Below are 20,706 nucleotides of genomic sequence, written 5' to 3' on the forward strand. Positions count from 1 at the left end.
ACCAGACAGCTGCAGAGATTGCCTACGACGGTGCCTATAGCGATCAGGCACACATGGGTCGCGCCGTCAAACGCGCAACCGGATTTTCGCCCGTGAAGCTGAACAAGCTGATCGAAACTGAGGAAGCGTTTTGGTGCTATCGGCTCTTGGGCGAAAGATTTTGATAGCCCCAATGTACTGGCCCCATGTAAAGCGCCACTTTGGGGTAGTTGCGTTGCAGCTTCGAGCGACTCAATGAACAGCTGGAATGAGCCGCTATTGCGTATAACAATGTCAGCAAGCCGTGCTGTGAAGCCATTTATGCAGCATGCAGCAACAAGCATTTTGGGCTCACACCGGCCGATCGCCGCGCTGCGGCGGTCCTTGAGGCTTAGATTCTGGACAGACTGGCAGGGGCGGCCCAAACCTGCCATTAATTCTCTGTTCGGCATGCTGCGGTGCGGCCCGCCATTCCGGACATTCGTGCATCGTGCAGCATTTTCATCAGGCCGAGGTCCGCAACGCGGACTAGGACGAAACCGCTGACGCAGCATTGGTTCGCACTTGCGGCAGAAGTTCTTGCCATCCTGCAACCGGTTGCGTCGAAGCGGTCATTGCCGCCCGATTTTCGAAACCTCATCCAAACTGCCTCTTGCAGCCGGAGCACTCGATTACCGAGACGCGGACGACGGCACTTTTCATAGCCTATGTTCCGACACTAAGTCTCAATTACATGGAGCTTGGCAAAAATAGTACGAGCCAAGGAACAAAAACCAACACTGCAAGACGGATGATGTCGACGATCCAGAACGGCGTGACCCCCTTAAATATCGTGGCAGTCGTAACATCTCCTACGACGCCCTTTAGAACAAAGACATTCAGACCCACGGGTGGTGTGATAAGGCTGATCTCGGTCACAACCACAACGATGATCCCGAACCAGACCGGATCAAAGCCAAGACCGGTTACAAGAGGAAAGAAGATAGGTACGGTCAGCAAAAGCATCGACAGGCTCTCGAAGACGCAGCCAAGGACGATATACACGCCGAGGATCATCAGCATCACAACCATCGGCGCCAGGCCTGCAGATGACACCATTGTCCGCAGCGCTTCGGGCAGGCCTGCGATATTGACGAAGTTTGAAAATACCCATGCACCGATAAGAACCGCGAACAATGAAGCGGTGGTCTGGACTGTTTCAATCAGGACCTGCATGGTCTCAGACAGATTGAGCCTTTCGCGCGACAGCGCGATCAGAAATGCACCTGCAGCCCCCATACCCGCGGCCTCGGTTGGTGAAAATGTCAGGTTCAGCGGCCAGACATCCAGCGCGCCATAAAGCCCGCCGATGACGACAAAGAACAAGAGCAAGACCGCCCAGACGCCCCGCAGCGCGCGCGCGCGATCTGCCCAGCTGGTCCGCTCGCCCGCGGGGCCGGCTTTGGGGTTGCGCAGAACGGTGAAACGCACCGCTGCCAGATACAAGACCACCCCAAGCAAGCCCGGAATGATGCCTGCAATGAACAATTTTCCGATGCTGGTTTCCGTCAGTAGGCCATAAATCACAAGGATGACCGATGGCGGGATCAGGATGCCCAAAGTTCCGCCCGCCGCAATTGACGCTGTCGAAAGACTGTCCGCATAATTGTATTTGCGCATTTGCGGCATCGCCACTTTGGACATGGTGGCTGCAGTTGCCAAAGAGGAGCCACAAATCGCAGAGAACCCGGCGCAGGCAACGATGGTGGCCATGGCCAGCCCGCCGCGAAAGTGGCCGAGAAAGGCGTTGGAGACCTGATAGAGTTCGCGTGATAGCCCGCCTTTGTTGACGAACAGCCCCATCAGGATAAAGAGCGGGACAACCGACAACCCGTAATCCTGTGCAGTGTCGATCACCAGCCTGCCGACCATGGAGATTGAAGCGCGAAAACCGCGAATCTCTGCATAGCCCGCAAAGCCAATCAGCCCCATCGCTATGGCAATCGGCATGCGCAGAAACACAAGGATCAGAACAGCACTCAGGCCCAGAACGGAAATCAACATGAGAGTCAGCCCCTTACGAGCAAGATTGCGCGCGAAACTGCACGTGCGATGAAGGTCAGGGCGGTTGCGAAGGTGAAGACTGCAATGAACCAGCCAATGTAATGTTGTGGCAAGTTTAGGTATTCGGTCACGTCGCCGTATTCGCGGGCGCGTTCTGCGAGTTCCCAAACACGTTTGGCCGGCCACAACAAGATGACACCACAGACCAGATCAATGATGACATCACGCAGTCGCGCCAGTCGGTACGAAAACAAAGGGTCCATCAGATCGACCACAATGTGAGAACCTTTCCAACTGATCAGTGGCAAAGATGAAAATACAATGATCGCCATGAACAGCCGTGTCAGTTCCGTCGCGGATTCGATTGGATTACCAAAAAGGCTGCGCAGGACCACATCCGCAAAGGTCATCGCCATGAGTACGAACAATGTGCCCGCTCCGAACCAAGTTGGCATGACGGCCAGATAGCGCCACGCGCTGGTCTGGTTCAGGGACACATCCCAGCTGTTCTGAGGCGATGATGCTTCGAAATCGGAGTCGTGCATGTTGAGGCTTCCATATTGTCGAACAAGGCCCAAGATCGGGCCTTGTTCGAGGATGTTGTGCGTTATCTACGCGCCAAATCGGTTTATTCTGCTGCCATCTGCGCATTGATGAAGGCGTGAGCCGCCACTGCATCAACGCCTTTTTCAGCAACTTCCGCGATGACTTTTTCGATGAGCGGTCCGGTCAGGGCTTGCCATTTAGCGGCTTCTTCCGATGAGGCGGTGGTGAATGAATTGTCGGCATGCTCCTCGAGAGATTTCATGCCTGCCGCATCAATCTGGTCCCATGCTTGCCCTGCCATGCGCGACAAGGTCTCGCCAAAGACATCTTCTAATGCGGCACGATCTGCGTCGGAGAGACCATCGAATGTGTCCTGGTTCATGATGATCGCGAAGGACCCACGATAAAAACCACCCGGCACGTCATACGTGTTCTTGGCCACCTCGAAGAGCTTAAAGCTCTTTTTGGCCTCCATTGGCATCATCACACCATCTGCGGCGTTGGAATCAAGCGTCTCGTAAACTTTGGGCGCTGGGACGCGAATACCGGTTGCGCCAAGTGCTGCCCCCACGTCGCCGGAAACGCCGCCGCCGAGACGAAGCTTCATGCCTGAAATGTCGTCGAGCGATGAAACTGGCGCGTTTGAATGCAACGCGCCGGGGCCATGCGTCATCATTGCGAGAACTTTGACGCCCTTGTGCTCGCCCAGATCAGCAAAGTACTTTTCATAGGCGCGCCAGCTCGCCACCGAAGCGGCTTCTGCATTGCCCTCATAGCCGGGAAGCTCGATCATCTTGGTCGACACGAACCTGCCCGGTGAATAGCCGTGGAAAATCCAAGTGATGTCCGCAGCACCATCAAGAACCAAATCAAACTGCGCTGGCGGCGCACCAAGACCATATTTTACCTCTGCACTGACGCGCCCCTCGGTTGCATCTTCCAGCATCTGGGTCAATTGCGGCCAAATGATCGCGTTAACCCCGTGGGTTGGCGGTGCCCAGGATGAGATGGTCAAGGTTGTATCGGCGGCCAATGCTGCCATCGATGTGACGGAGAATGCAGCGGCGGCAATTCCTGTGATCAGTGTATACTTCATGGTACGATTTCCTCCCTATATTCTTACGATGCTTAACCCTCCGGTGCTGTGCAGGAAGTGTGATGTGAGAATTTGTCCGCCTGATGGACACCCTGTCGGGGCTAGGCGGTAGCTGAGAGCTGGCTGAACTCAGCAGCAATTTCAGACGAGGACATTTGCAGCGCGGCAGCATATCTTGAGATGGCTTGGTCCATAGTCATGGCTTTGGTGACCCAGATAATCGACAAGCAGCCAATGGGACGATCATCCGCAAGGATCGGCACCGCAAGACTTGAAGTTTTGGGGCGGAACGATCGGGGACCGCGTGTGGCGTAACCCTGTTTGAAATAGGCCGTAAGGTTTTCCTCGAGCCAGCCGGATTGCAGGAATGGCAAGTCTTCCTGGCAAGGTTCTGCACGCAGCAAATCAATAATAATTTCCCGCTCACGCGCGCTGCAAACCGACAGATATGCCCGCCCCGCCGAAGACCGCAAAATCGGTAGCGAATAGCCAACCATCCCGGGATCTACAGAAAGCGGGCTGCGGTTATGGGTCGTTTCCTGAATGACCATATGTGCGTCTTCATAGGTGGACAGATCCACTGGCCAGGCATGGAAATCCGTGAACTTTGCAAGAATTGGCACTGCAGCCTGACAGAGCCGCGATCGCATTGGGGCGTTGTCTCCCAGCGCGGCTGCCAAAGGAGACAAGCGCGCACGGGAATCACTGCCGGAATAGAGAACATATCCCTCTTCCTCCAACGTATGCAGCAAGCGATACACCGTGGGTCGGGGCAACCCTAGCTCTTTGGCAATTTCAGCCGCGCGTGCCGCTCCGGCCTTGTTCAGAAACCTCAATATCTTCAGCCCCCGCGAAAGAGCACGCACGTTTTCTGAGTTTGGTGCCATTCACGCCTCGCATATCAGGGGCAGAAACGCGCCTGCCCTGAGACACAATTTCAACCACTCACCACAGTCTGGTCAATAGCCCCAAAGATACTCTGCCCGTCTCCGCCCAGCATCTCAAACCGGATAGTATCACCCGGCTCCATAAATCGCGTGGTGGGGTCCCCGTCACGAATGGTCTCGATCATACGTTTTTCTGCCAGGCAGTTCGAGCCGACTTCGGCGTGGTTTTCGTTGCTCACCGTGCCTGAGCCGATGATCGTTCCAGCCGATAAATCCCGCGTTCGCGCAGCATGCGCAATCAGATCGGGGAACTCAAAAGTCAGGTCTTTGCCCGCGTGGACGCGGCCATATTCTTCACCATTGTAGGTGGTGAGAAGCGGCAGATTTACGCGCCCACCCGTCCAAGCCTCGCCCAATTCGTCTGGCGTGACGCAGACCGGTGAAAACGCGCTGGCGGGTTTGGACTGGAAGAAGCCAAAGCCTTTGACAAGCTCGGGCCGCATGACATGGCGCAGGCTGATGTCATTGCACAGCATGATCAGCTTGATATGCGCTTTGGCTTGCTCAGGCGAGCACCCCATCGGCACGTCATCGGTGATCACTGCAATTTCGCCCTCAAAATCCAACCCCCAGTCTGTGTCAAGACAGGGGATCGGATCAACCGGACCAAGAAACCCGTCACTGCCTCCCTGATAGAGCATCGGATCGGTTTCCGAGTCCGCGGGCATCTCAACGCCACGCGCCTTGCGTACTAAACGCATATGGCTGAGGTAAGCGCTGCCATCGGCCCATTGAAACGCCCGTGGCAAGGGGGACATGAGTTTCGCCGGTTCATAAGGCATAGTTTGCACATCACCGGTTTCGATATTGTTCGCAAGTTCCAGCAATGCTGGCGCAACGTTCTGCCAGTTCTCAATCGCCTCACGCAGGGTTGGAACAACAGCCTCAGCACCGGCCATGCGTGACAGGTCGCGCGACACAACAACCAGCGCGCCATCGCGACCGCCAGATTTCAGGGAAGCAAGTTTCATAGTGCAAGTTCTCTTTCTTCATGTTTCAACAGAGGGGAAGGCAGGGCAATCCCGGCAAGGGCTGCAATGTCCATCTCCGTCACTGCACTTGCCGCGATGTATTTGTCCGGGCGTATCAGGACCGCGTTGGCGCCAATGGCATCAAGCGCGGGCGCAACATTTGGATGTTGTTCAGCATCAAACACCGGAAAATGGGTGGCAATATTGTCCGGCAAACAATGGCGCAGGATCAATACCGGCGTGTAGCCCACCACATCATCCAAAAGATGCCCATCCGACAGGGTCAGTTGGCTGAACAATTGGCCGGCATGCGGTGCATTCCGAGGTACTAGTCCCCCTAAATCACTCGCACCGAGAGGCGGCGCAATCGAGGCCATGCGGGTCGTACCAGTTTGGTCTGTATTCGCCTGCGATAAGGCGATCTTGGGGTCGCCAGTATTGATCAGCCCTCCCAGGCGGACTGCCGTTTCGATGAATTGACGCACATTGGGGCTGCGCTCTTCTTGATAGCTCTCCAACAGATCATCAGGGGCGCAGCCCTTGATGCAGAGCGCCAGTTTCCACGCCAGATTGGCCGCGTCACGAATACCTGCGCACATGCCTTGCCCCATAAAGGGCGGGGTCAGATGCGCAGCGTCCCCTGCAATCATCAAGCGTCTCTTGCGCCACTTCTGTGCGACAGCAGAGCGGAACGTATAAACCGCGCTGCGCTCCAACGTGGCATCCTGCGGGCCGATCCAAGGTGCCAGAAACTCCCAAATACGGCTGTCCTGAGTGACCTCAGCATCCGCTTCACCATCCAGAACGGTGATTTCCCAGCGCCGCCGCACACCAGGACTACGGCAATAGGTCATTGGGCGAACAGGATCGCAGAATTGCACCGAATGATCCCCCAGATCAGGGCGGTCCCGCTTTAGCAACACGTCGACTACAAGCCAGCGCTCATCAAAACCCAGATCATCCATGCCCGATCCGATTGATTTGCGGACAAAGGATCGCGCACCGTCACAGCCAACCACATACTGCGCATTGATCCGTGTCTGATGGCCACCGCCAATGCTACGAGCGAGCAGCGTTGCCCCTTTCTCGGTCTCTTCGACACTCATGACTTCCGTATTGTTCAACACTGTCGCGTTAGAATTACCCGCAAGTTTGTCGCGCAGCAGATGCTCCAGATCAGGTTGGTGCAATCGATAGCTGGCATGCCACCCCTGCGGTCCGACGTCCTGCGGTCGTGGCCAGTCCATAAGCAGGTTCCCGTCGGGATCAACAAACCGCATCCCCGGATTGACCCGCACCTTTTCACGCAATTGATCAGCGATTCCAACCGCTTGAAAAACTCGCATCGTTTCGCCATCAAAATGCACAGCACGCGGCAGATGATACATCGCTGATTCGCGTTCTACGACAGCAACGCGCACCCCGCACTGAGCCAGTAAATTTGCCAGAGTTGCGCCCGTCGGACCGTACCCCACAATTGCGACGTCGACATCAAATATGCTCACAGTCTTCCCTCCTGTCCGCGCATTTCGTAAAGCCATGGGCAATCAATAACCGGCGGCGCGCGCAGACCTTCCGCAGCAGCCTTGAGCCGCATATCGACAAATGGTTTTCGCTCTGGCTCGGGAAGGTGCAGCCGGTCATGGCCCCAAAAGCTGGGACCAACCGTTGTCTCTTGCGGCTCCCAGGTGGCAGGATCAATCACACGTCCCCCCCAGCCATTTTCGACAAAAAAGCCGGACGGGGTATTAGCATAAAAACTGGTCATATGATCATTGGTATGGCGACCCAAAGTATAGGCGATGCCATTTTCAAGCTGGCCTGCCAGATCATATCCTTGTCCGACATCATCAAGGTTTTGATACTCCACCATAAAATGATGGAATCCGGACTTTCCCGAACCGACAATGGCAAAGCTGTGGTGGCGTCCGTTGACGTGAAAGAAGAAAAGTGGGACCGGTTTGAGACCATAGTCACTTACCGCAAAGCCAAGTACATCACAGTAAAAGGGCAACAAGGCCGTAGCGTCGGGGACATGCAGGACTGCGTGTCCCATCCCAAGAGGACCGGTCTTAAAGCCGTCAATCGGACGCCCGGGCGTGAAGGGCTCTTGCGACTTGTGCGGGTTCCAAACCAGTTCGATCCTGTTTCCGGCAGGATCATGTGTCACAATCAAATCTTCAACAAAGCGACGATCAGCCAGGTCTCTGCTGCCAAATGCCACTTTGTGCCCTGCGTTGTCCAACCGGGCTGCAAAATCCTGCAAGTCGGATTTTTCCGAAACTTCCCAGCCGATGAATGCAAGCGTTTCTCCTTTCTCGTCCGAGACAACCAGTCGCTGTACAAGATCATCCATCCGAAAAGACAGCTGACGCCCGCCGCAATCGTCCAACTGCATGGCAAGGATTTTGCCCGCGAAGTGCTTCCATTCTTCCGTCCGGCCCGACCGCACTCCAAGATATCCAAGAGATTGTATTGGCATTTCAGTTCCTCTTTGACCCTGCAACAAACTAGTAAGAGGCCACGAGTGTAGGGAACCACTTGCACTCAGGGTGTCCGCCACGTGGACAACTTGATCTGCCGGAACATCGCAGGCGTACCTCCTAATGGTTATCCGGTCTTCATGCGTGTCAATTTAGCGAAAAATGTCCGGATGGAGTGGGTTATCCGCCAGGGCGGAATTTTTCGGGATGCAAGCGTTGCTTCAGGAATGGCCGCATACTCCTCGGCGATGCAGGAGCAACCTTGCGGCGGCGCAGCGAGTTTTCGCGCTGTGAGCGCGGGCAGCAATGTTTAATGACTTCCGGTGTGGGCTCACACCGGCCGATCGCCGCGCTGCGGCGGTCCTTGAGGCTTAGATTCTGGACAGACTGGCAGGGGCGGCCCGTTCCTGCCGTTCACCGACCTGTTGAGATGCTGCGGTTGCAGCCCGCATTGCTGCCATTCACGTTCAACGCAGAAAGTCGGAGTCAGCTTGTTCGGAAATGGATCAAAGGTGCCGCTCGACATCCATGCTCTGATGAAGAACCCGCACGACGACAAGACTGCCTTCGGTCCTGCGGAAGAAGATGACATGGCTCCCGGACAGGCATTTCTGCATTCCCTCCGCAATCGACACCGGCCTCCCCGTCCGGTCGCCGCGCGCGAGTTGGTTAACCGCGTTGATCAGGTCGGTGGTGTAGGCCACCGCTTGTTCTGTGGACCAGCGCTGCGCGGTGAACAGCCAGATGTCTTCAAGGTCGGCCTCCGCGAGCGGAGAATACAGGATCCGGGTCATCTCAGCCGGCGTGTCGGCGATGCATACGGGCCTGGAAGTCTTCTGCATTCAGAGGACGGGGCGGGCCGGATTCATCACCGGCGAGCAGCGCGTCTTTCAGGGCCTGAACCTTGGTCTCATGTTCTTCGAGCAGTCTCAGGCCTGCCCGCACGACCTCGCTCGCCGACCCGTAGCGTCCGTCGCGCAGCTGCGCTTCGATGAAGCCGGTGAAGTGGTCCCCGAGGGACATTGACGTGTTTCTGGCCATGTTCTGCCTCCTTCCGTAGAGATATACCAACAAATACCGTTTTTCAATGTTTCCCTGCTGGGCTAGTATTGGATCGCCGACGCGCTGTCGGCGCTGGGGTGGCATGTGGCGGATCGGAGGAGATGCCATGTCCATCGCCAATCTTCCCGCCATCCGCGCCTGCCGTCCTGCATGGAACAAGGGCCGCGTCGTCGGCCAGAAGCGGCCTCTGCTGCCGAAGCATGTCTGGGCCATCCGGGTCCGGCTCGAACTGGCCGGGAACATCCGCGACCTCGCGATCTTCAATACCGCGATCGACAGCAAGCTCAGGGGCTGCGATCTCGTCAGCCTGAAGGTAGCCGATGTCTACGCCGCCGGGCAGGTGAAGGAGCGCGCCTCGATCATCCAGAGCAAGACGCAAAAGCCGGTCCGCTTCGAACTCACCGAGGGCACGCGGAAGTCGCTGGAGGCCTGGTTCAGGGAGCCGCTGATGATCGGGTCGGAATACCTTTGGCCGGGGCGCTTTCATGAGCGGCTTCACATCTCAACACGCCAATACGCACGCCTTGTGCGCGACTGGGTGACGTCGATCGGGCTGGAACCGAGTTCCTACGGGACGCATTCGATGCGGCGGACGAAGGTCGCAGAGATCTATCGCAAGACCGGCAATCTGCGCGCCGTGCAACTCCTTCTGGGACATACAAAGATGGACAGCACCGTCCGGTATCTCGGCGTCGAACTCGAAGACGCGCTGGCCATCGCCGAAGCTATCGAAATCTGAGCCATAGGGCCGTCCTACACCGGACGGCCCGTTCCGGACCTTCATCGAGGCGCCTCGCGCTGCGATGCGGCTTGCCCGAAGCTGCCGTTCGTTCCCTGGCGCAGCATTTTCGACCCGCCAAGGCTCGGATCGGGACAAAGGGTGAATTCGCTGGGTTTGCGCGGTTAGCAGCTTTGCCGCGCATAGCGGACCTTCACTCTTGGTTGCACACGGCTTGCACACCTCATGTGGGTGTAGGCCCCGGTCCACCGTGGAGATTTTGCCACTCCTCCATGGCAAGCCGAGATCAGCCTTCTGCGTTTCATTTGATGGGCGACTGCGAAAGAGAACAGGCTTGATTTCCAACCCTCTCTACCTTTAACCAATTGATTTTATGTGATAACGAGGTAGTTTTGCATTCTGGTGCTTCATTGGAGCCATCCACCCGCGCGTCGCGATGCCATCGGAGAGAGAGCGGCACCATGCATTCCTAGCTCCCCGTCATACAAGTGGTCTTAGACCGTTGCTTTCCTTGGATGGGATTTCGCCCGGATGTTCATCACGGATATGAAGCGGCAAGGATTTCTTCGACTCGCGCCCGTAACACCGGCAACAGTTCGGTTTCGAACCATATGTTTCGCTGGAACCAACCTGAGTTGCGCGGACTTGGGTGGGGCAGCAGGACGGTCTCGGGCCAGCGCGCCCGCCAGTCACGCATTGCCTCCGACAAGGGCAGACGAGCGGTTTCCGGCAAATGCCAAGTCTGTGCATGGCGTCCGATGACCACGGTCAACCGCACATCGGCAAGCACATCGAGAGCCAGTCGGCGCCATCGCGGCGCGCACTCCGCTCTAGGAGGAAGGTCGCCCGAACGACCCGTGCCGGGATAGCAGAACCCCATGGGCAGGATCGCGATCTTCGTCGGATCGCGGAATGTGGCCTCGTCAAGGCCGAGCCAGTCGCGCAGCCGCACTCCAGACACGTCGTCGAAGGGCCGCCCAGCAAGGTGCGTCCGGCGGCCCGGCGCCTGACCGGCGATGAGCACGCGTGCGCCGGCGCTGATCTGCACAATCGGGCGGGGTCCGAACGGAAGATTGGTACATGCGTCGCAGGCAGCGATTGCGGCACGCAGGTCACTGACTTCCGCTCTGTCCGCTTCAGGCAGAAAATCCGCCATGAACAACCTCGATCTTGTTGCCCCACGGATCGCGCAGGTAGGCGGCAAAGACGTCTGGTAACGGATAGGCCGCGCGCACGCCCGGTGCGCCTTCGTCGCTTGCCCCTGCATCGAGGCCGACGGCATGGGCGTTCGTGACCGCTTTGCGGTCAGGTGCGGCGAAGGCGACATGCGCACCATTGCCGGCGCTTGCCGCGCAGCCATCGAAGGGTGCCAGTAGCAGGAACTCCACGCGCACGCGTCCAAAGGCGGCGAAGCCCTCTCCCTCGGCAAGACAGTTGATCCCGAGTTTAGAAAGCAGCGTCATATAGAACTCTCTCGCTGCCGGCACGTCCGCAACGCCGAGACTCATGTGATCGATGATGGTCATGGTTTTCCTCTCCTGATTGTGCTCTGCTCCGGCCGTTCGGCCTCTCGTTCCATCTCGAGCCGGTACTTCCGGAACGATGCCCCGGCTTGGTCCACCTCGCCGACGAAGCGGGCACCCAACCGTGCCAGCGCGCCGAGGTTGCGGCGCGAAGGCGGCAGCAGAAAGGTCACGAAGGCGATCAGCGGATCAGCCCGGGCGAAGTCCAACGCGGCCCGCGTGATCGCCGCGCCAAGTCCGAAGGCGTCTGGCCGCAGGACAAGGCCGAAGTCCCACTCATCGCCTTCCTTCTGGAACCCGCCCCATCCGACATAGCGTCCATCGGCGAGGATCGCCCAGTGACCAAGCCCGTCGCGCTGCCATGTGGCTTCCTTTGCCGTCACGAAGCGCTTGGCGACGGCGATGTCCCAAGGTTCGGTCAGCAGTGGCATGTGTTCGGCCATCCGCGGATCGGACATGTGCGCGACCAGGAGATCGGGCGGCACCTCGGTCAGCCGGGCGAAGGTGATCGCGGGGGTATTGGGCCGATGGGTCCGCTGCGACTGCCGTTCTTGCGTCGGATGGTGCATTCCTGCGCTCCGGATTCAGGCAAACGATGCCACGGCGCGCGCGCCCTGTCCGAGCATTCGCGACAAAGCACCGCCCCGCCGCTCGATGAACGCGGTAAGCAGGTTGTCGTAGTCCGATCCGACGGCGGCTTGCACCGAGGGGCGTTCGGCCAGTTCGCACCGCCAAGCCGTGACCCTGTCCAGCCCATCGAACACACTGAAATCGCCGATCCGGTCGAATGTGTCGAAGTACCGGAAGACCGGCGCAAAAACGGCATCCACCAGGCTGAATACACCACCGGCGAACCACGGGCCCCGGCCCAGTTGACGCTCGAGAAGTCGGAAGCGTGCGTGAAGCGCGGCGGCTTTCATGTCCAGACTTGAGTTGTCCGGCGCCGAATAGAAGCCAGCGATGTCGTTCAGGCATTCTGCACCGAAGCCGATCCAGGCACGATGGCGCGCGCGCTCGACCGGGTCGGAGGGATGCAGCGGGCTTGGCTGCGTGTCCTCCAGATACTCGAGGATCGCGGCGGATTCGAACAGCGCCGCTGCGCCCACCTTCAGGACCGGCGTGCGGCCCATGGGCGAGATGTCGAGGAACCAGCGCGGCTTGTTCGCCAGATCAACGGTCAGGCGGTCATGCGCCACGCCCTTCTCGGCAAGAGCGATGGCGATGCGCTGGACATAGGGGCAAAGCGCGTGGCTGACGAGGGTGATGTGCTGGGGCATGTGCTTCTCCATGGAAAAGTCCGGGCCGGCGGGGACTGGCCGGCCCGGAACGCTGCCAAAGGATCAGAGATCCGTGGCGGCGGTGTGCTTGATCGACTTCCAGTTCTCGGCGGCCTTCGCGATCGTGCCGTCCTTGTCCTTCAGGAAGGCCTGGTAGATCTCTTCGCTAAGGAAGACATAGAGCTTGTCGTCGACCACAGCCGCGAAGTTCGGGTCGCCGTCGAACTTCTTGTTGACCGAGACACCGAAGGTGCAGAAGCCGCCGTTCTGGACGATGTAGCGCGCCGGGTTGGCCTCGAAGGTCATCCGGTTCGCTTCGGAGGCGAAGTAGTAGGAGACGCCATCGTGGATCGCGGTCTGGGCGGCGACGCCCTCTACATTCGTGCCCTGATCGAGGAGCGCGATCGGGTCGGCACCGTGCAGGCCGAGCGGCGCACCCGCGGCGGTCAGGCCGGGGACGACGTTGACTTCATCGGCCGCCATGGCCGGACCAAAGGCGCAAAGAGCCGCGAGCGTTGCGGCGGCGAGGGTGAGTTTGCGAGACATGGGATTTCCTTTCGGTTGATGGATGACACCCGGGCGACTTGGCCTGTCGGGCGTAGCGGTAACTTGAGGCAGATCGCGACTTGCGTGAATTCCAGAGCGTTCGAAGTTCATGTCTGATCGTCCGAACTGACGGACGGTAGCGATGGAAATGGCAATGGAATCGTTACGGCTCGCCAAGAATCGTCGCGAAACACGAGCTTCTCGCTTGACCGCACCATCGCACCCGCCCCCGCCCTCAGTTCTGCCCGAGGATCGGATAGAACTTTCCAAACACCATTTCGGTCGTGGCGTTTGCCGTGTGACAGAAAGCGCATTCTTCATTGGGGGCCGCGGCCGCCTCGCTGGCATAGGGCGGTGCTTGATGGCCAAAGTTGAAGAAGCCCCAGCCGTTCGTCTCGGCAAAACGGTCGCTGTCCTTCACCATCATGTCGATACCGTTGAAGCTCTTGGCGAAGAAGCCGCGGCCCGAGGGTTCGTCGCGCGATCCGTCCTCGTAGTCGCCTTGGTGAATCAGCACGAGCTCCTTCACGATCGTGGTTCCTTCAGGGAACACACCCGTCCTTTCGAACTCGGCCAAGGCCTCGGGGTGGATGTAGACATGGTGGAATTCGGGGAAGCCTGCGGCGCCGCCATTGAGTCCGTTCGGCGTCAGAGGCGCGCCGAGGAAGGTCCAATGGCGGAATCCTTCGGGGATCGAGGTGACGTTGCCGTCGCCGATCACCGCGCCGCCGGCCATCGCCGACTGTGCGCGCGCCACCTGATGTGCGCCAAACCCGCCGATGGCGAGCGCGATTGTCGCTGCGACAGCGGCGACGGAACGGTTCATCGAGTTCATGTGAGTCTCCTTTTCTGAGAACCCCCATTGGATGCACCCGCAGATCGCGGACGAGGAATGCCCGGTAGTCCGGAATGCCTGCGTATTCGTCCAGCCATCTGGACAGACGATGGTTTCCGTCACATCGTACCGCCATGTTGGACCTGCTCAGCGATATCCTCACCCGACTCTCCCTTCGTGGCTCGCTCTATTTCCGCACGAGCTTCACCGAGCCCTGGGGCGTGCGCGTGCCTGCCTTCCGCGATGTGGCGCGCTTCCACTTCGCGCACCGGGGCGAGGCGCTGGTGCGTGTCGGCGAGGGCAAGCAACCCGTGCATCTGGCGCAGGGCGATTTGATCATCATCCCGCACGGTACCGCACATGTGCTCTCGTGCCGCCACACCGGCCCTGAAGAGGCTCTGCCGCTTGACGATGTTCTGTCGCGCTCGGGTTTCCCGGGCCATGGCACGCTGGTCTGGGGCGGCGACGAGACGACGCGCGACACCCAGCTTATCTGCGGCCATTTTGCGCTGGCTGATGGCTCACGCCATCTGCTCTTCGACCGGCTCCCGCCTTTCATCCACCTTCGCGGTTACGGCGACGAGGCCGGGCCGTGGCTCGAAGCGACGCTGAAGGTCATCGGCGCCGAAGCTGGCGGTGCGCGGCTTGGTGGCGACCTGATCGCGCTGAAACTGTCCGAGGCGATCTTTGCCCAGGCGATCCGCGCTCATATCGAACAGACCGCGGAGGGTAGTTGCGGCGTGGCGGGCTTCGCCGACCCGCAGCTTGCGCGGGCGCTCACGTCCTTCCATCGCATCCCCGCCGGAGACTGGACGGTTGCTTCGCTGGCACGCGAGGCCGGCCTGTCGCGCACCGGTTTCGCGGAACGCTTCACGCAGAGATTTGGCGTGACGCCGATGTCCTATGTCACCTCCTGGCGGATGCAGATCGCGCGGGAGGCGCTCGTAACGCGTGGACTCAGCGTTGCCGAGGCCGCGGAGGTTTCGGGCTATGCCTCGGAATCGGCTTTCAGCCGGGTGTTCAAAAAGGAAATCGGCCTGTCGCCTGCTGCCTTCCGTCAAACGGGAGAGGCGCGGCACACCGCAGCCTAAGAGATCGTCCGTGCAATCCGGACGATCTGCGCAATAGTCCGGACTTTCTGAAATTCATCGTCCAGAAGAGCGTAGCTACATATGGCTAGCGGCGGATCTCCGTCGTCCCCTGAAACCCGTCGAAAGGACCGATGCCATGCGCTTCGTCACCAAACAGATCCATTCCTGGCTCGACTATCCCGTCGCATTCGCACTGATCACTCTGCCGTTTCTCCTCGGTCTGGGTGAGTCAAACGCCCTCGCGCTGACCATTTCGCCGATCGTCGGCGGCGCGGCATTCTTGCTGACCGTGTTCACTGACCACCAGACCGGCCTGATCCGGGTGCTGCCCTACAAGCTGCACCTCGCCGTCGACCTCGCCGTCGGCGTTCTTTTCCTGATCCTGCCCTTCGCCCTCGGCTTCGCCGGGCTCGACGCCGCCTACTACTGGCTGAATGGTGCCGCCGTCGTGGCCGTGATCGGCCTCTCCAAACCCGAAACTGACATGGTCTCGGCCTGATTTCCAACCGCCAAGAAAGGACATATCCAAATGGCACGCATCACCCAAGTTAGCGACACTTCCGCAAGCCCAGAGGCCGCCGCGCTCTTTACGGCGATCAAGGGCAAGATCGGCATGGTGCCGAACCTGTACCGCGTCGCCGCCAACCAACCGGCGGTGCTGGCCGGTATGCTCGGCCTGAACGAGTCGCTGTCGGGCGGCAGCTTTGACGCCCGCACTCGCGAGGCAATCGCGCTCGCCGTTGCAGGCGCCAATGCCTGTGATTACTGCGCCTCGGCTCATGCCGCTATCTCTGCCGGGCTGAAAGTTACCCCTGCCGCGATCGACGCCCACCTTGGAGGCCGATCCGACGATACGCGCACCGGCGCAATCCTCGCGCTCGCGACTTCGGTCGTATCGTCGAAGGGAATGGTGACGGATGCGGAACTCGCCACCGCGAAGGCGTCGGGGCTGTCCGAAGCGGATATCGTCGAGACGGTTGCGAACGTCGTGGCGAACATCTTCACCAACTACATCAATCACGTTGCCGCAACCGACATCGACTTTCCGGCCCGCACCGCCCGCGCCGCATGACGCGACCGGCCCGGTTGCGCAGCAGCCGGGCCGGACACGACAAGACAATGCTTGCCCAGCGGGAAACACAATATGCAGAAATCGATAACGTAACACGTCGCTGACGAGAGCAGTTGCGCGGAACCGCTCCGTTTTGAACAGTGGTGAATCACGCCGCGCAACGGAGATCAATGCGTCCTGACCTTAGAATTAAAACCCATTCGACCGAGTGCGATATTGCGCGATCAAAACATGAACATACGCTGCACGCAATCACACGCAAGCCACTGATATCTTTCCTTGATCTCTACCACCCATCCCGGGACCGCCGCAAAAACCATCGTTGTATGACCGCTTTTCAGCTGTCTTCAGACCTTGGCACACATTGCAGCATTCGGCAAAAAGGGCTCACTGCCGCCTAATGCCTGTGCAAAAATCTCAAGTTACAGCCGGAATGGAATCAGTCATCGGCAAATGCCAGCAAGCCGTTGATCTTGTGTCGTTTCATACAATGCGCGGTCATTGGCATCTCAAGAGCAGTGGTTCGCGCCGCAAGCGGCGAAATCTGACTCTGAGCCCACAGCGGAAGTATCAAATTCGTGCTGCGCACGCTCACAGCATCAGAATTGCCGCGACTGCATCATTTTCAGCGCCGCTGCACGGCGTGGAAACCAGTCGTTCACCCTGCTTTACCCTCCGGAAGACACGAGGTCTTCCGAAGTGAAAATCAGGGAAGGCTTCGCCACTGGCGGAACAGGAGGCGCGAGCAGGGATATTGGAGACACGAAGAAGGAAAGGTTTTGCCATCTAGACATCAATGAGCCATTGATTTTATGCCCGTGGAAAGCCCAGACTCGCACCAGTCTTTCACTTTTTCGACTCTTAGGTTTTCCTCTGGGTAGGGAACTGGAATCGGTCTTGCTCACACCACTTGCAGATTGTTCAACCGCCGCGAGCAAGATCTTTGTGGACGTGGCTGAGCAGCCAATTGTTAGCATCAAAAGGCAGGATGTTTCTGCAACACCTGTTCAAAGTCCAGTTCAATTCGGTCAAAAATAAAACAGCGGCCGTGAATTTCGGTCCAAAAACGCCCAGCACTCCGGAACGCAAAGCATGAAACAACTCAAACGCCATTTGCCGCCTCTGACTTCCCTGCTTGCGTTTGAAGCTGCTGCCCGCCTGGGCAGTTTTACCGCCGCAGCGGAAGAGTTGAATGTCTCCCGCGAGGCTGTCAGCCGGCAGATCCGGACATTGGAAAGCCATCTTGGCATTTCTCTGTTTGAGAGGGACGCGAACCGGGCGCTCATGGGAGCCGCCGGAGCGCGCTTCTTTGCAACGGTATCACCCAATCTCACCGCAATTGCAGTTGCGGCCAAAGAACTGGCCGGAGAAGTCGGCAATGGCCCTGAACCGGAAGACGCGGCCCTTCCGGAAAATGATGAGGAGCTGCCTTCGGTTCTTGTGGTTGATGACACACCTCAAAACATTCACCACTTGCACGGCTTGCTGAGGGACGCTTACCGGATTGTTCCGCAAACCTCCGGCAAAGCAGCCCTGTCTTTTCTCGCCGGGGAGTCCGCAGACCTGGTGCTGCTGGACATCAGGATGCCGGATATGGATGGCTACGAGGTTTGCCGGCGAATCAAATCCACGGCCAGCCTTGCTGATACACCAGTGATATTCCTGACCAGTCTCGATGATTCGATGGATGAAACCAAAGGCCTGGAAATGGGCGCCTGCGATTTTATCACCCGGCCGATTGTGCCCGCCGTTCTGCGCGCCCGGATCCGCAGCCATGTTGAACTGCGCCAGGCGAAGACCGCCTTGGAAAAACTGCTGGCGCGGCGGGCAGACCGGCTCGGGAAAGCCGAGCAGCTTCTGGCCCGGATGTGCGCCGATATCGGACAGTTTCAGTCGTCGTGAAGCACGTTCGTGAGCTGTTTCACAATTTGACCGGCCGTTTCGAAGTCCAGCATTTTCAAAGCCGCCCCAAGGCTTTGAAGTGCCGCCCCGGCAGCGTCCGGGAGTCCCCCTGATCCCGTATTCTGTACTTCTTCAAGGGCCTGAATGTCACGGTTCCTGACAAGTGAACCAATCCTGTTCAGCCTGCCGGGAGTAAGCTGCAACTCATGTACAGAAATAGGGCTGCATGTGTCGAACTGCGCAAGCATCCGGGACAGCGCCTGTTCCACTGTTTCGATAGAGATGCTGCCTTTCTCGGCGCCCGCCGCAAGTTCCGCCAGCCTGCCGGCCCCCACCGTGCCGGCCGCCCCTTTGATGACATGAAGGAGATTGGCCACGCCCGGGCCTTCCGGCCTGTCACCCTGGGCAGCCAGACCGGCCGACCATTCACGCAAACTGGCATGAAACCGGCGCAGGGAAGCTTCATAGTGCTGCCGGTTGCCGCCCGCATAAAACAGCCCCTTTTCCTGATCAATTCCCAGCAACCGATTGTTGCCGCAAAGACCAGCCAGAAGGCTGCGCAACTGCGAGGGGTCGATCGGCTTAGGGATAAATCCGGCAAAGCCGGCAGCTGTGCAGCGCTCGGCTTCTTCCTGTGTGGCGTTGGCCGTTGCGGCGGCAACAGGGGCCAAGCTTGCCTGATACCTGCTCTGAAGATTTTCCAGAGCGCGGTACCCGTCCATCACGGGCATATGCAGATCCATCAGGATCACGCAGGGCATCGCCGCTGCGGCTTGTTCCATTGCCTCGACACCGTTTGTCGCTGTGCGCACCGTGGCACCAAGGGCTTCCACCAGTGAAACAAAGACGGCCAGGTTGACTGGGTTGTCCTCCACCACCAGCACATCCAGGCCCGCAAGAATGTCGTCCTTTGGCGGTTTCGGGTTACCGCCGGTTTGCAGTTCCGAAATAACTGAGACCAATTCCCTATGGGTGATTGGGAAAGGAAGACGTTTGCTTCCCAAGCTGCCGGAAGATTGCAGAAAAAATGTTGCATGTTCCGCCGCGACGGTGACCGTGACCGGCGGTATTGGACCGGCGACGGTTGCCGCCGCCCGGTTTGCCATTATCTGAAGCTGCCGGACCGGTCCCTCCGTGCCCTCAATCTTGATCAGATCCGCAGTTTCACTTTCCTGGGGCGCGGACCGGGTTGGCGGGCAAAGAATGACCGTAAACTCCGCCCCTTTGCCAGGCTCACTTTCCACCAGAAGCTTGCCTTGCATCTTGTCCGCAAGCCTTTGGGCAATTGACAGGCCAAGCCCGGTCCCCCCGTATTGGCGGGTGGTCGAACTGTCGGCTTGCCCAAAAGCCTTGAAGATGCCTTCGATCTGTTCCGGGGAGATTCCAATTCCGGTGTCTCTCACGCCCAGGCGCAGAGCGCCGTTATCATATGCAGCCAGCAGGCGGATCTCGCCCTCTTTGGTGAACTTCACCGCGTTGGAGGCAAAGTTGACCATGATCTGCCGCAGACGCAGAGGGTCCGCACAAACCTCTTCCGGCAGATCCGGGGCGTAGTCCCAGGTCAGCAGCACTGGTTTGCCAGCCATCAGAGCTCTTGTCTGTATCAGCACGTCGTCCAGAAGATCATCAAGACGGAACCAGACCTGCTCCAGCACCAACTCCCCGGCCTCGATTTTGGAGAGATCCAAAATGCTGTCGATGTTCTCCGACAGTTGCGCGGCAGCGGATCTCAGATCAGTCAGGTTGCGTGTATCGGTGTTGCTTTGACCTTCCCGCAGAAGAATGCCGGACAATCCTATAATCGCATTGAGCGGTGTACGCAGCTCATGGCTCATGTTGGCAAGAAAGATTGACTTGGCCTGCGAGGCTTCGACTGCTTCGTTGCGCGCCACCAGCAGTTCGCGGGTTCGTTCATCCACAAGCTCCTGCAGATTGTCGCGGCTGGCCTCAAGTTCAGTCACCGTGCGCCGGAACGCACGGGCCAGGCGGGAAATCTCATCCTGCCTGCCCACATCGAACATTCGCTGGTCGCGCCCCTTGAGCTGAAACGAGTACCCATCCCGCACCCTGAGGGCAGCCGCCTGAAGCCGGGCAAGAGGGCGGATAACAATCAATTGCACGATCAGGAAAATGACAGCCGTCACCAGCAGGGCCTGCAGAATGCTTGAGCCGAGCACGACATAGCTGCGGGCAACCATAATTTCCTGAACCGGACGAAAGTCCAACTCCACCGCCAGCCGGCCGATTTCACTGCCGTCCCGCGGGTTGCTCAAGACGTAGGAAAGCTCCTCCGCCTGGCTGCCCGTCTGAAACAGGATGCCCAGCCAGGGCGGCGCCGGCGGTGGCTGGCGCGAGACGGACAGGTCGATCAAGCCGCTGCTGTCGCGCTGCGCTTCGGTCAGAAGCGGGTCGTCAATACGTGCGCTCAGGATCACCGGATCCTCAAGCAGGCCGTTCAAAATGGCACGTACAGCGGGAACGTCCACCTCCCAATATGCCCCGGCAATCTGCGGCAGCGTGGCCCGGATGATCCTGTCGGCATTAAGCCGCGCCGCACCAATTCTAAGGGAGTGTTCCGCCAGCAGGGTATACAT

The 20,706-nt window shown here is 58.9% G+C and carries 22 protein-coding genes; 6 read left to right on the forward strand and 16 right to left on the reverse strand.

Annotated features, from left to right (window positions below):
• Positions 1–708: 708 nt before the first annotated feature.
• The 7 genes from VWZ81_RS07570 to VWZ81_RS07600 all read right to left on the reverse strand — a co-directional run bounded on the left by VWZ81_RS07570 (position 709) and on the right by VWZ81_RS07600 (position 8,064).
• Positions 709–2,022 (reverse strand): TRAP transporter large permease, encoded by a 1,314-nt coding sequence (locus VWZ81_RS07570; RefSeq protein ID WP_416542468.1) that lies wholly within the window; start codon positions 2,020–2,022, stop codon positions 709–711.
• 5 nt (positions 2,023–2,027) lie between these two features.
• The gene (locus tag VWZ81_RS07575) at positions 2,028–2,567 is read right to left on the reverse strand and encodes a TRAP transporter small permease (RefSeq protein WP_416542469.1); all 540 of its coding nucleotides are present in this window, start codon (positions 2,565–2,567) and stop codon (positions 2,028–2,030) included.
• A gap of 83 nt (positions 2,568–2,650) precedes the next feature.
• Positions 2,651–3,664: a TRAP transporter substrate-binding protein gene (locus VWZ81_RS07580; protein ID WP_416542470.1), complete on the reverse strand. Its 1,014-nt coding sequence runs from the start codon at positions 3,662–3,664 to the stop codon at positions 2,651–2,653.
• 101 nt (positions 3,665–3,765) lie between these two features.
• Complete coding sequence (locus VWZ81_RS07585) at positions 3,766–4,551, reverse strand: DNA-binding transcriptional regulator (RefSeq protein ID WP_416542471.1); 786 nt, start codon at positions 4,549–4,551, stop codon at positions 3,766–3,768.
• Between the two features lie 50 nt (positions 4,552–4,601).
• Entirely contained in the window at positions 4,602–5,582 is a 981-nt protein-coding gene (locus tag VWZ81_RS07590; protein WP_416542472.1) for a fumarylacetoacetate hydrolase family protein, read from the reverse strand.
• Positions 5,579–7,087: a bifunctional 3-(3-hydroxy-phenyl)propionate/3-hydroxycinnamic acid hydroxylase gene (locus VWZ81_RS07595; RefSeq protein ID WP_416542473.1), complete on the reverse strand. Its 1,509-nt coding sequence runs from the start codon at positions 7,085–7,087 to the stop codon at positions 5,579–5,581. Before VWZ81_RS07595 ends, VWZ81_RS07590 begins: the two co-directional genes overlap by 4 nt.
• On the reverse strand, positions 7,084–8,064 hold the full coding sequence (locus VWZ81_RS07600) for a VOC family protein (protein ID WP_416542474.1): 981 nt from the start codon (positions 8,062–8,064) through the stop codon (positions 7,084–7,086). The genes VWZ81_RS07595 and VWZ81_RS07600 overlap by 4 nt, the downstream gene beginning before the upstream one ends.
• An 81-nt stretch (positions 8,065–8,145) precedes the next feature.
• Between VWZ81_RS07600 and VWZ81_RS07605 the strand changes: the two genes are divergently transcribed.
• A complete protein-coding gene (locus VWZ81_RS07605; RefSeq protein ID WP_416542475.1) occupies positions 8,146–8,379 on the forward strand; it encodes a hypothetical protein in 234 nt (77 codons plus the stop codon).
• Between the two features lie 192 nt (positions 8,380–8,571).
• On the opposite strand, the gene VWZ81_RS07610 is transcribed toward VWZ81_RS07605, so the two are convergent.
• Both VWZ81_RS07610 and VWZ81_RS07615 read right to left on the reverse strand, forming a co-directional pair.
• Positions 8,572–8,859 carry a type II toxin-antitoxin system RelE/ParE family toxin gene (locus VWZ81_RS07610; RefSeq protein WP_416542476.1) on the reverse strand — a complete coding sequence of 96 codons (288 nt, stop codon included), beginning with the start codon at positions 8,857–8,859 and terminating at the stop codon, positions 8,572–8,574.
• Position 8,860: 1 nt separating this feature from the next.
• Positions 8,861–9,106: a type II toxin-antitoxin system ParD family antitoxin gene (locus VWZ81_RS07615; protein ID WP_416542477.1), complete on the reverse strand. Its 246-nt coding sequence runs from the start codon at positions 9,104–9,106 to the stop codon at positions 8,861–8,863.
• A 127-nt stretch (positions 9,107–9,233) separates the two neighbouring features.
• On the opposite strand from VWZ81_RS07615, the gene VWZ81_RS07620 reads away from it, so the two are divergent.
• A complete protein-coding gene (locus tag VWZ81_RS07620) occupies positions 9,234–9,866 on the forward strand; it encodes a tyrosine-type recombinase/integrase (protein WP_416542478.1) in 633 nt (210 codons plus the stop codon).
• Positions 9,867–10,404: 538 nt separating this feature from the next.
• On the opposite strand, the gene VWZ81_RS07625 is transcribed toward VWZ81_RS07620, so the two are convergent.
• The 6 genes from VWZ81_RS07625 to VWZ81_RS07650 all read right to left on the reverse strand — a co-directional run bounded on the left by VWZ81_RS07625 (position 10,405) and on the right by VWZ81_RS07650 (position 14,047).
• Positions 10,405–11,022, reverse strand: coding sequence for a uracil-DNA glycosylase family protein (locus VWZ81_RS07625; protein WP_416542479.1), 618 nt, complete (start codon positions 11,020–11,022; stop codon positions 10,405–10,407).
• Positions 11,003–11,392 carry a VOC family protein gene (locus VWZ81_RS07630; RefSeq protein WP_416542480.1) on the reverse strand — a complete coding sequence of 130 codons (390 nt, stop codon included), beginning with the start codon at positions 11,390–11,392 and terminating at the stop codon, positions 11,003–11,005. Before VWZ81_RS07630 ends, VWZ81_RS07625 begins: the two co-directional genes overlap by 20 nt.
• Positions 11,389–11,958, reverse strand: a complete 570-nt coding sequence (locus VWZ81_RS07635; protein ID WP_416542481.1) for a GNAT family N-acetyltransferase — start codon at positions 11,956–11,958, stop codon at positions 11,389–11,391. Before VWZ81_RS07635 ends, VWZ81_RS07630 begins: the two co-directional genes overlap by 4 nt.
• Before the next feature lie 15 nt (positions 11,959–11,973).
• Positions 11,974–12,666: a glutathione S-transferase family protein gene (locus tag VWZ81_RS07640; protein ID WP_416542482.1), complete on the reverse strand. Its 693-nt coding sequence runs from the start codon at positions 12,664–12,666 to the stop codon at positions 11,974–11,976.
• 63 nt (positions 12,667–12,729) lie between these two features.
• The gene (locus tag VWZ81_RS07645; RefSeq protein WP_416542483.1) at positions 12,730–13,212 is read right to left on the reverse strand and encodes a YHS domain-containing (seleno)protein; all 483 of its coding nucleotides are present in this window, start codon (positions 13,210–13,212) and stop codon (positions 12,730–12,732) included.
• A gap of 235 nt (positions 13,213–13,447) precedes the next feature.
• Positions 13,448–14,047, reverse strand: coding sequence for a cytochrome P460 family protein (locus VWZ81_RS07650; protein ID WP_416542484.1), 600 nt, complete (start codon positions 14,045–14,047; stop codon positions 13,448–13,450).
• Between the two features lie 134 nt (positions 14,048–14,181).
• Here VWZ81_RS07650 and VWZ81_RS07655 point away from each other — a divergent pair, with 134 nt between their 5' ends.
• The 4 genes from VWZ81_RS07655 (at position 14,182) to VWZ81_RS07670 (ending at position 18,112) form a co-directional block, all read left to right on the forward strand.
• Positions 14,182–15,138: an AraC family transcriptional regulator gene (locus VWZ81_RS07655; protein ID WP_416542485.1), complete on the forward strand. Its 957-nt coding sequence runs from the start codon at positions 14,182–14,184 to the stop codon at positions 15,136–15,138.
• 136 nt (positions 15,139–15,274) lie between these two features.
• On the forward strand, positions 15,275–15,637 hold the full coding sequence (locus tag VWZ81_RS07660) for a hypothetical protein (protein ID WP_416542486.1): 363 nt from the start codon (positions 15,275–15,277) through the stop codon (positions 15,635–15,637).
• 30 nt (positions 15,638–15,667) lie between these two features.
• The gene (locus tag VWZ81_RS07665; RefSeq protein ID WP_416542487.1) at positions 15,668–16,210 is read left to right on the forward strand and encodes a carboxymuconolactone decarboxylase family protein; all 543 of its coding nucleotides are present in this window, start codon (positions 15,668–15,670) and stop codon (positions 16,208–16,210) included.
• Positions 16,211–17,302: 1,092 nt separating this feature from the next.
• Entirely contained in the window at positions 17,303–18,112 is an 810-nt protein-coding gene (locus tag VWZ81_RS07670) for a response regulator (RefSeq protein WP_416542488.1), read from the forward strand.
• Here VWZ81_RS07670 and VWZ81_RS07675 read toward each other — a convergent pair.
• The gene (locus tag VWZ81_RS07675; RefSeq protein ID WP_416542489.1) at positions 18,100–20,706 is read right to left on the reverse strand and encodes an ATP-binding protein; all 2,607 of its coding nucleotides are present in this window, start codon (positions 20,704–20,706) and stop codon (positions 18,100–18,102) included. The genes VWZ81_RS07670 and VWZ81_RS07675 overlap by 13 nt on opposite strands.

The sequence above is a fragment of the Phaeobacter sp. JH20_34 genome (assembly GCF_048056095.1).
Lineage (GTDB): Bacteria > Pseudomonadota > Alphaproteobacteria > Rhodobacterales > Rhodobacteraceae > Phaeobacter > Phaeobacter bryozoorum.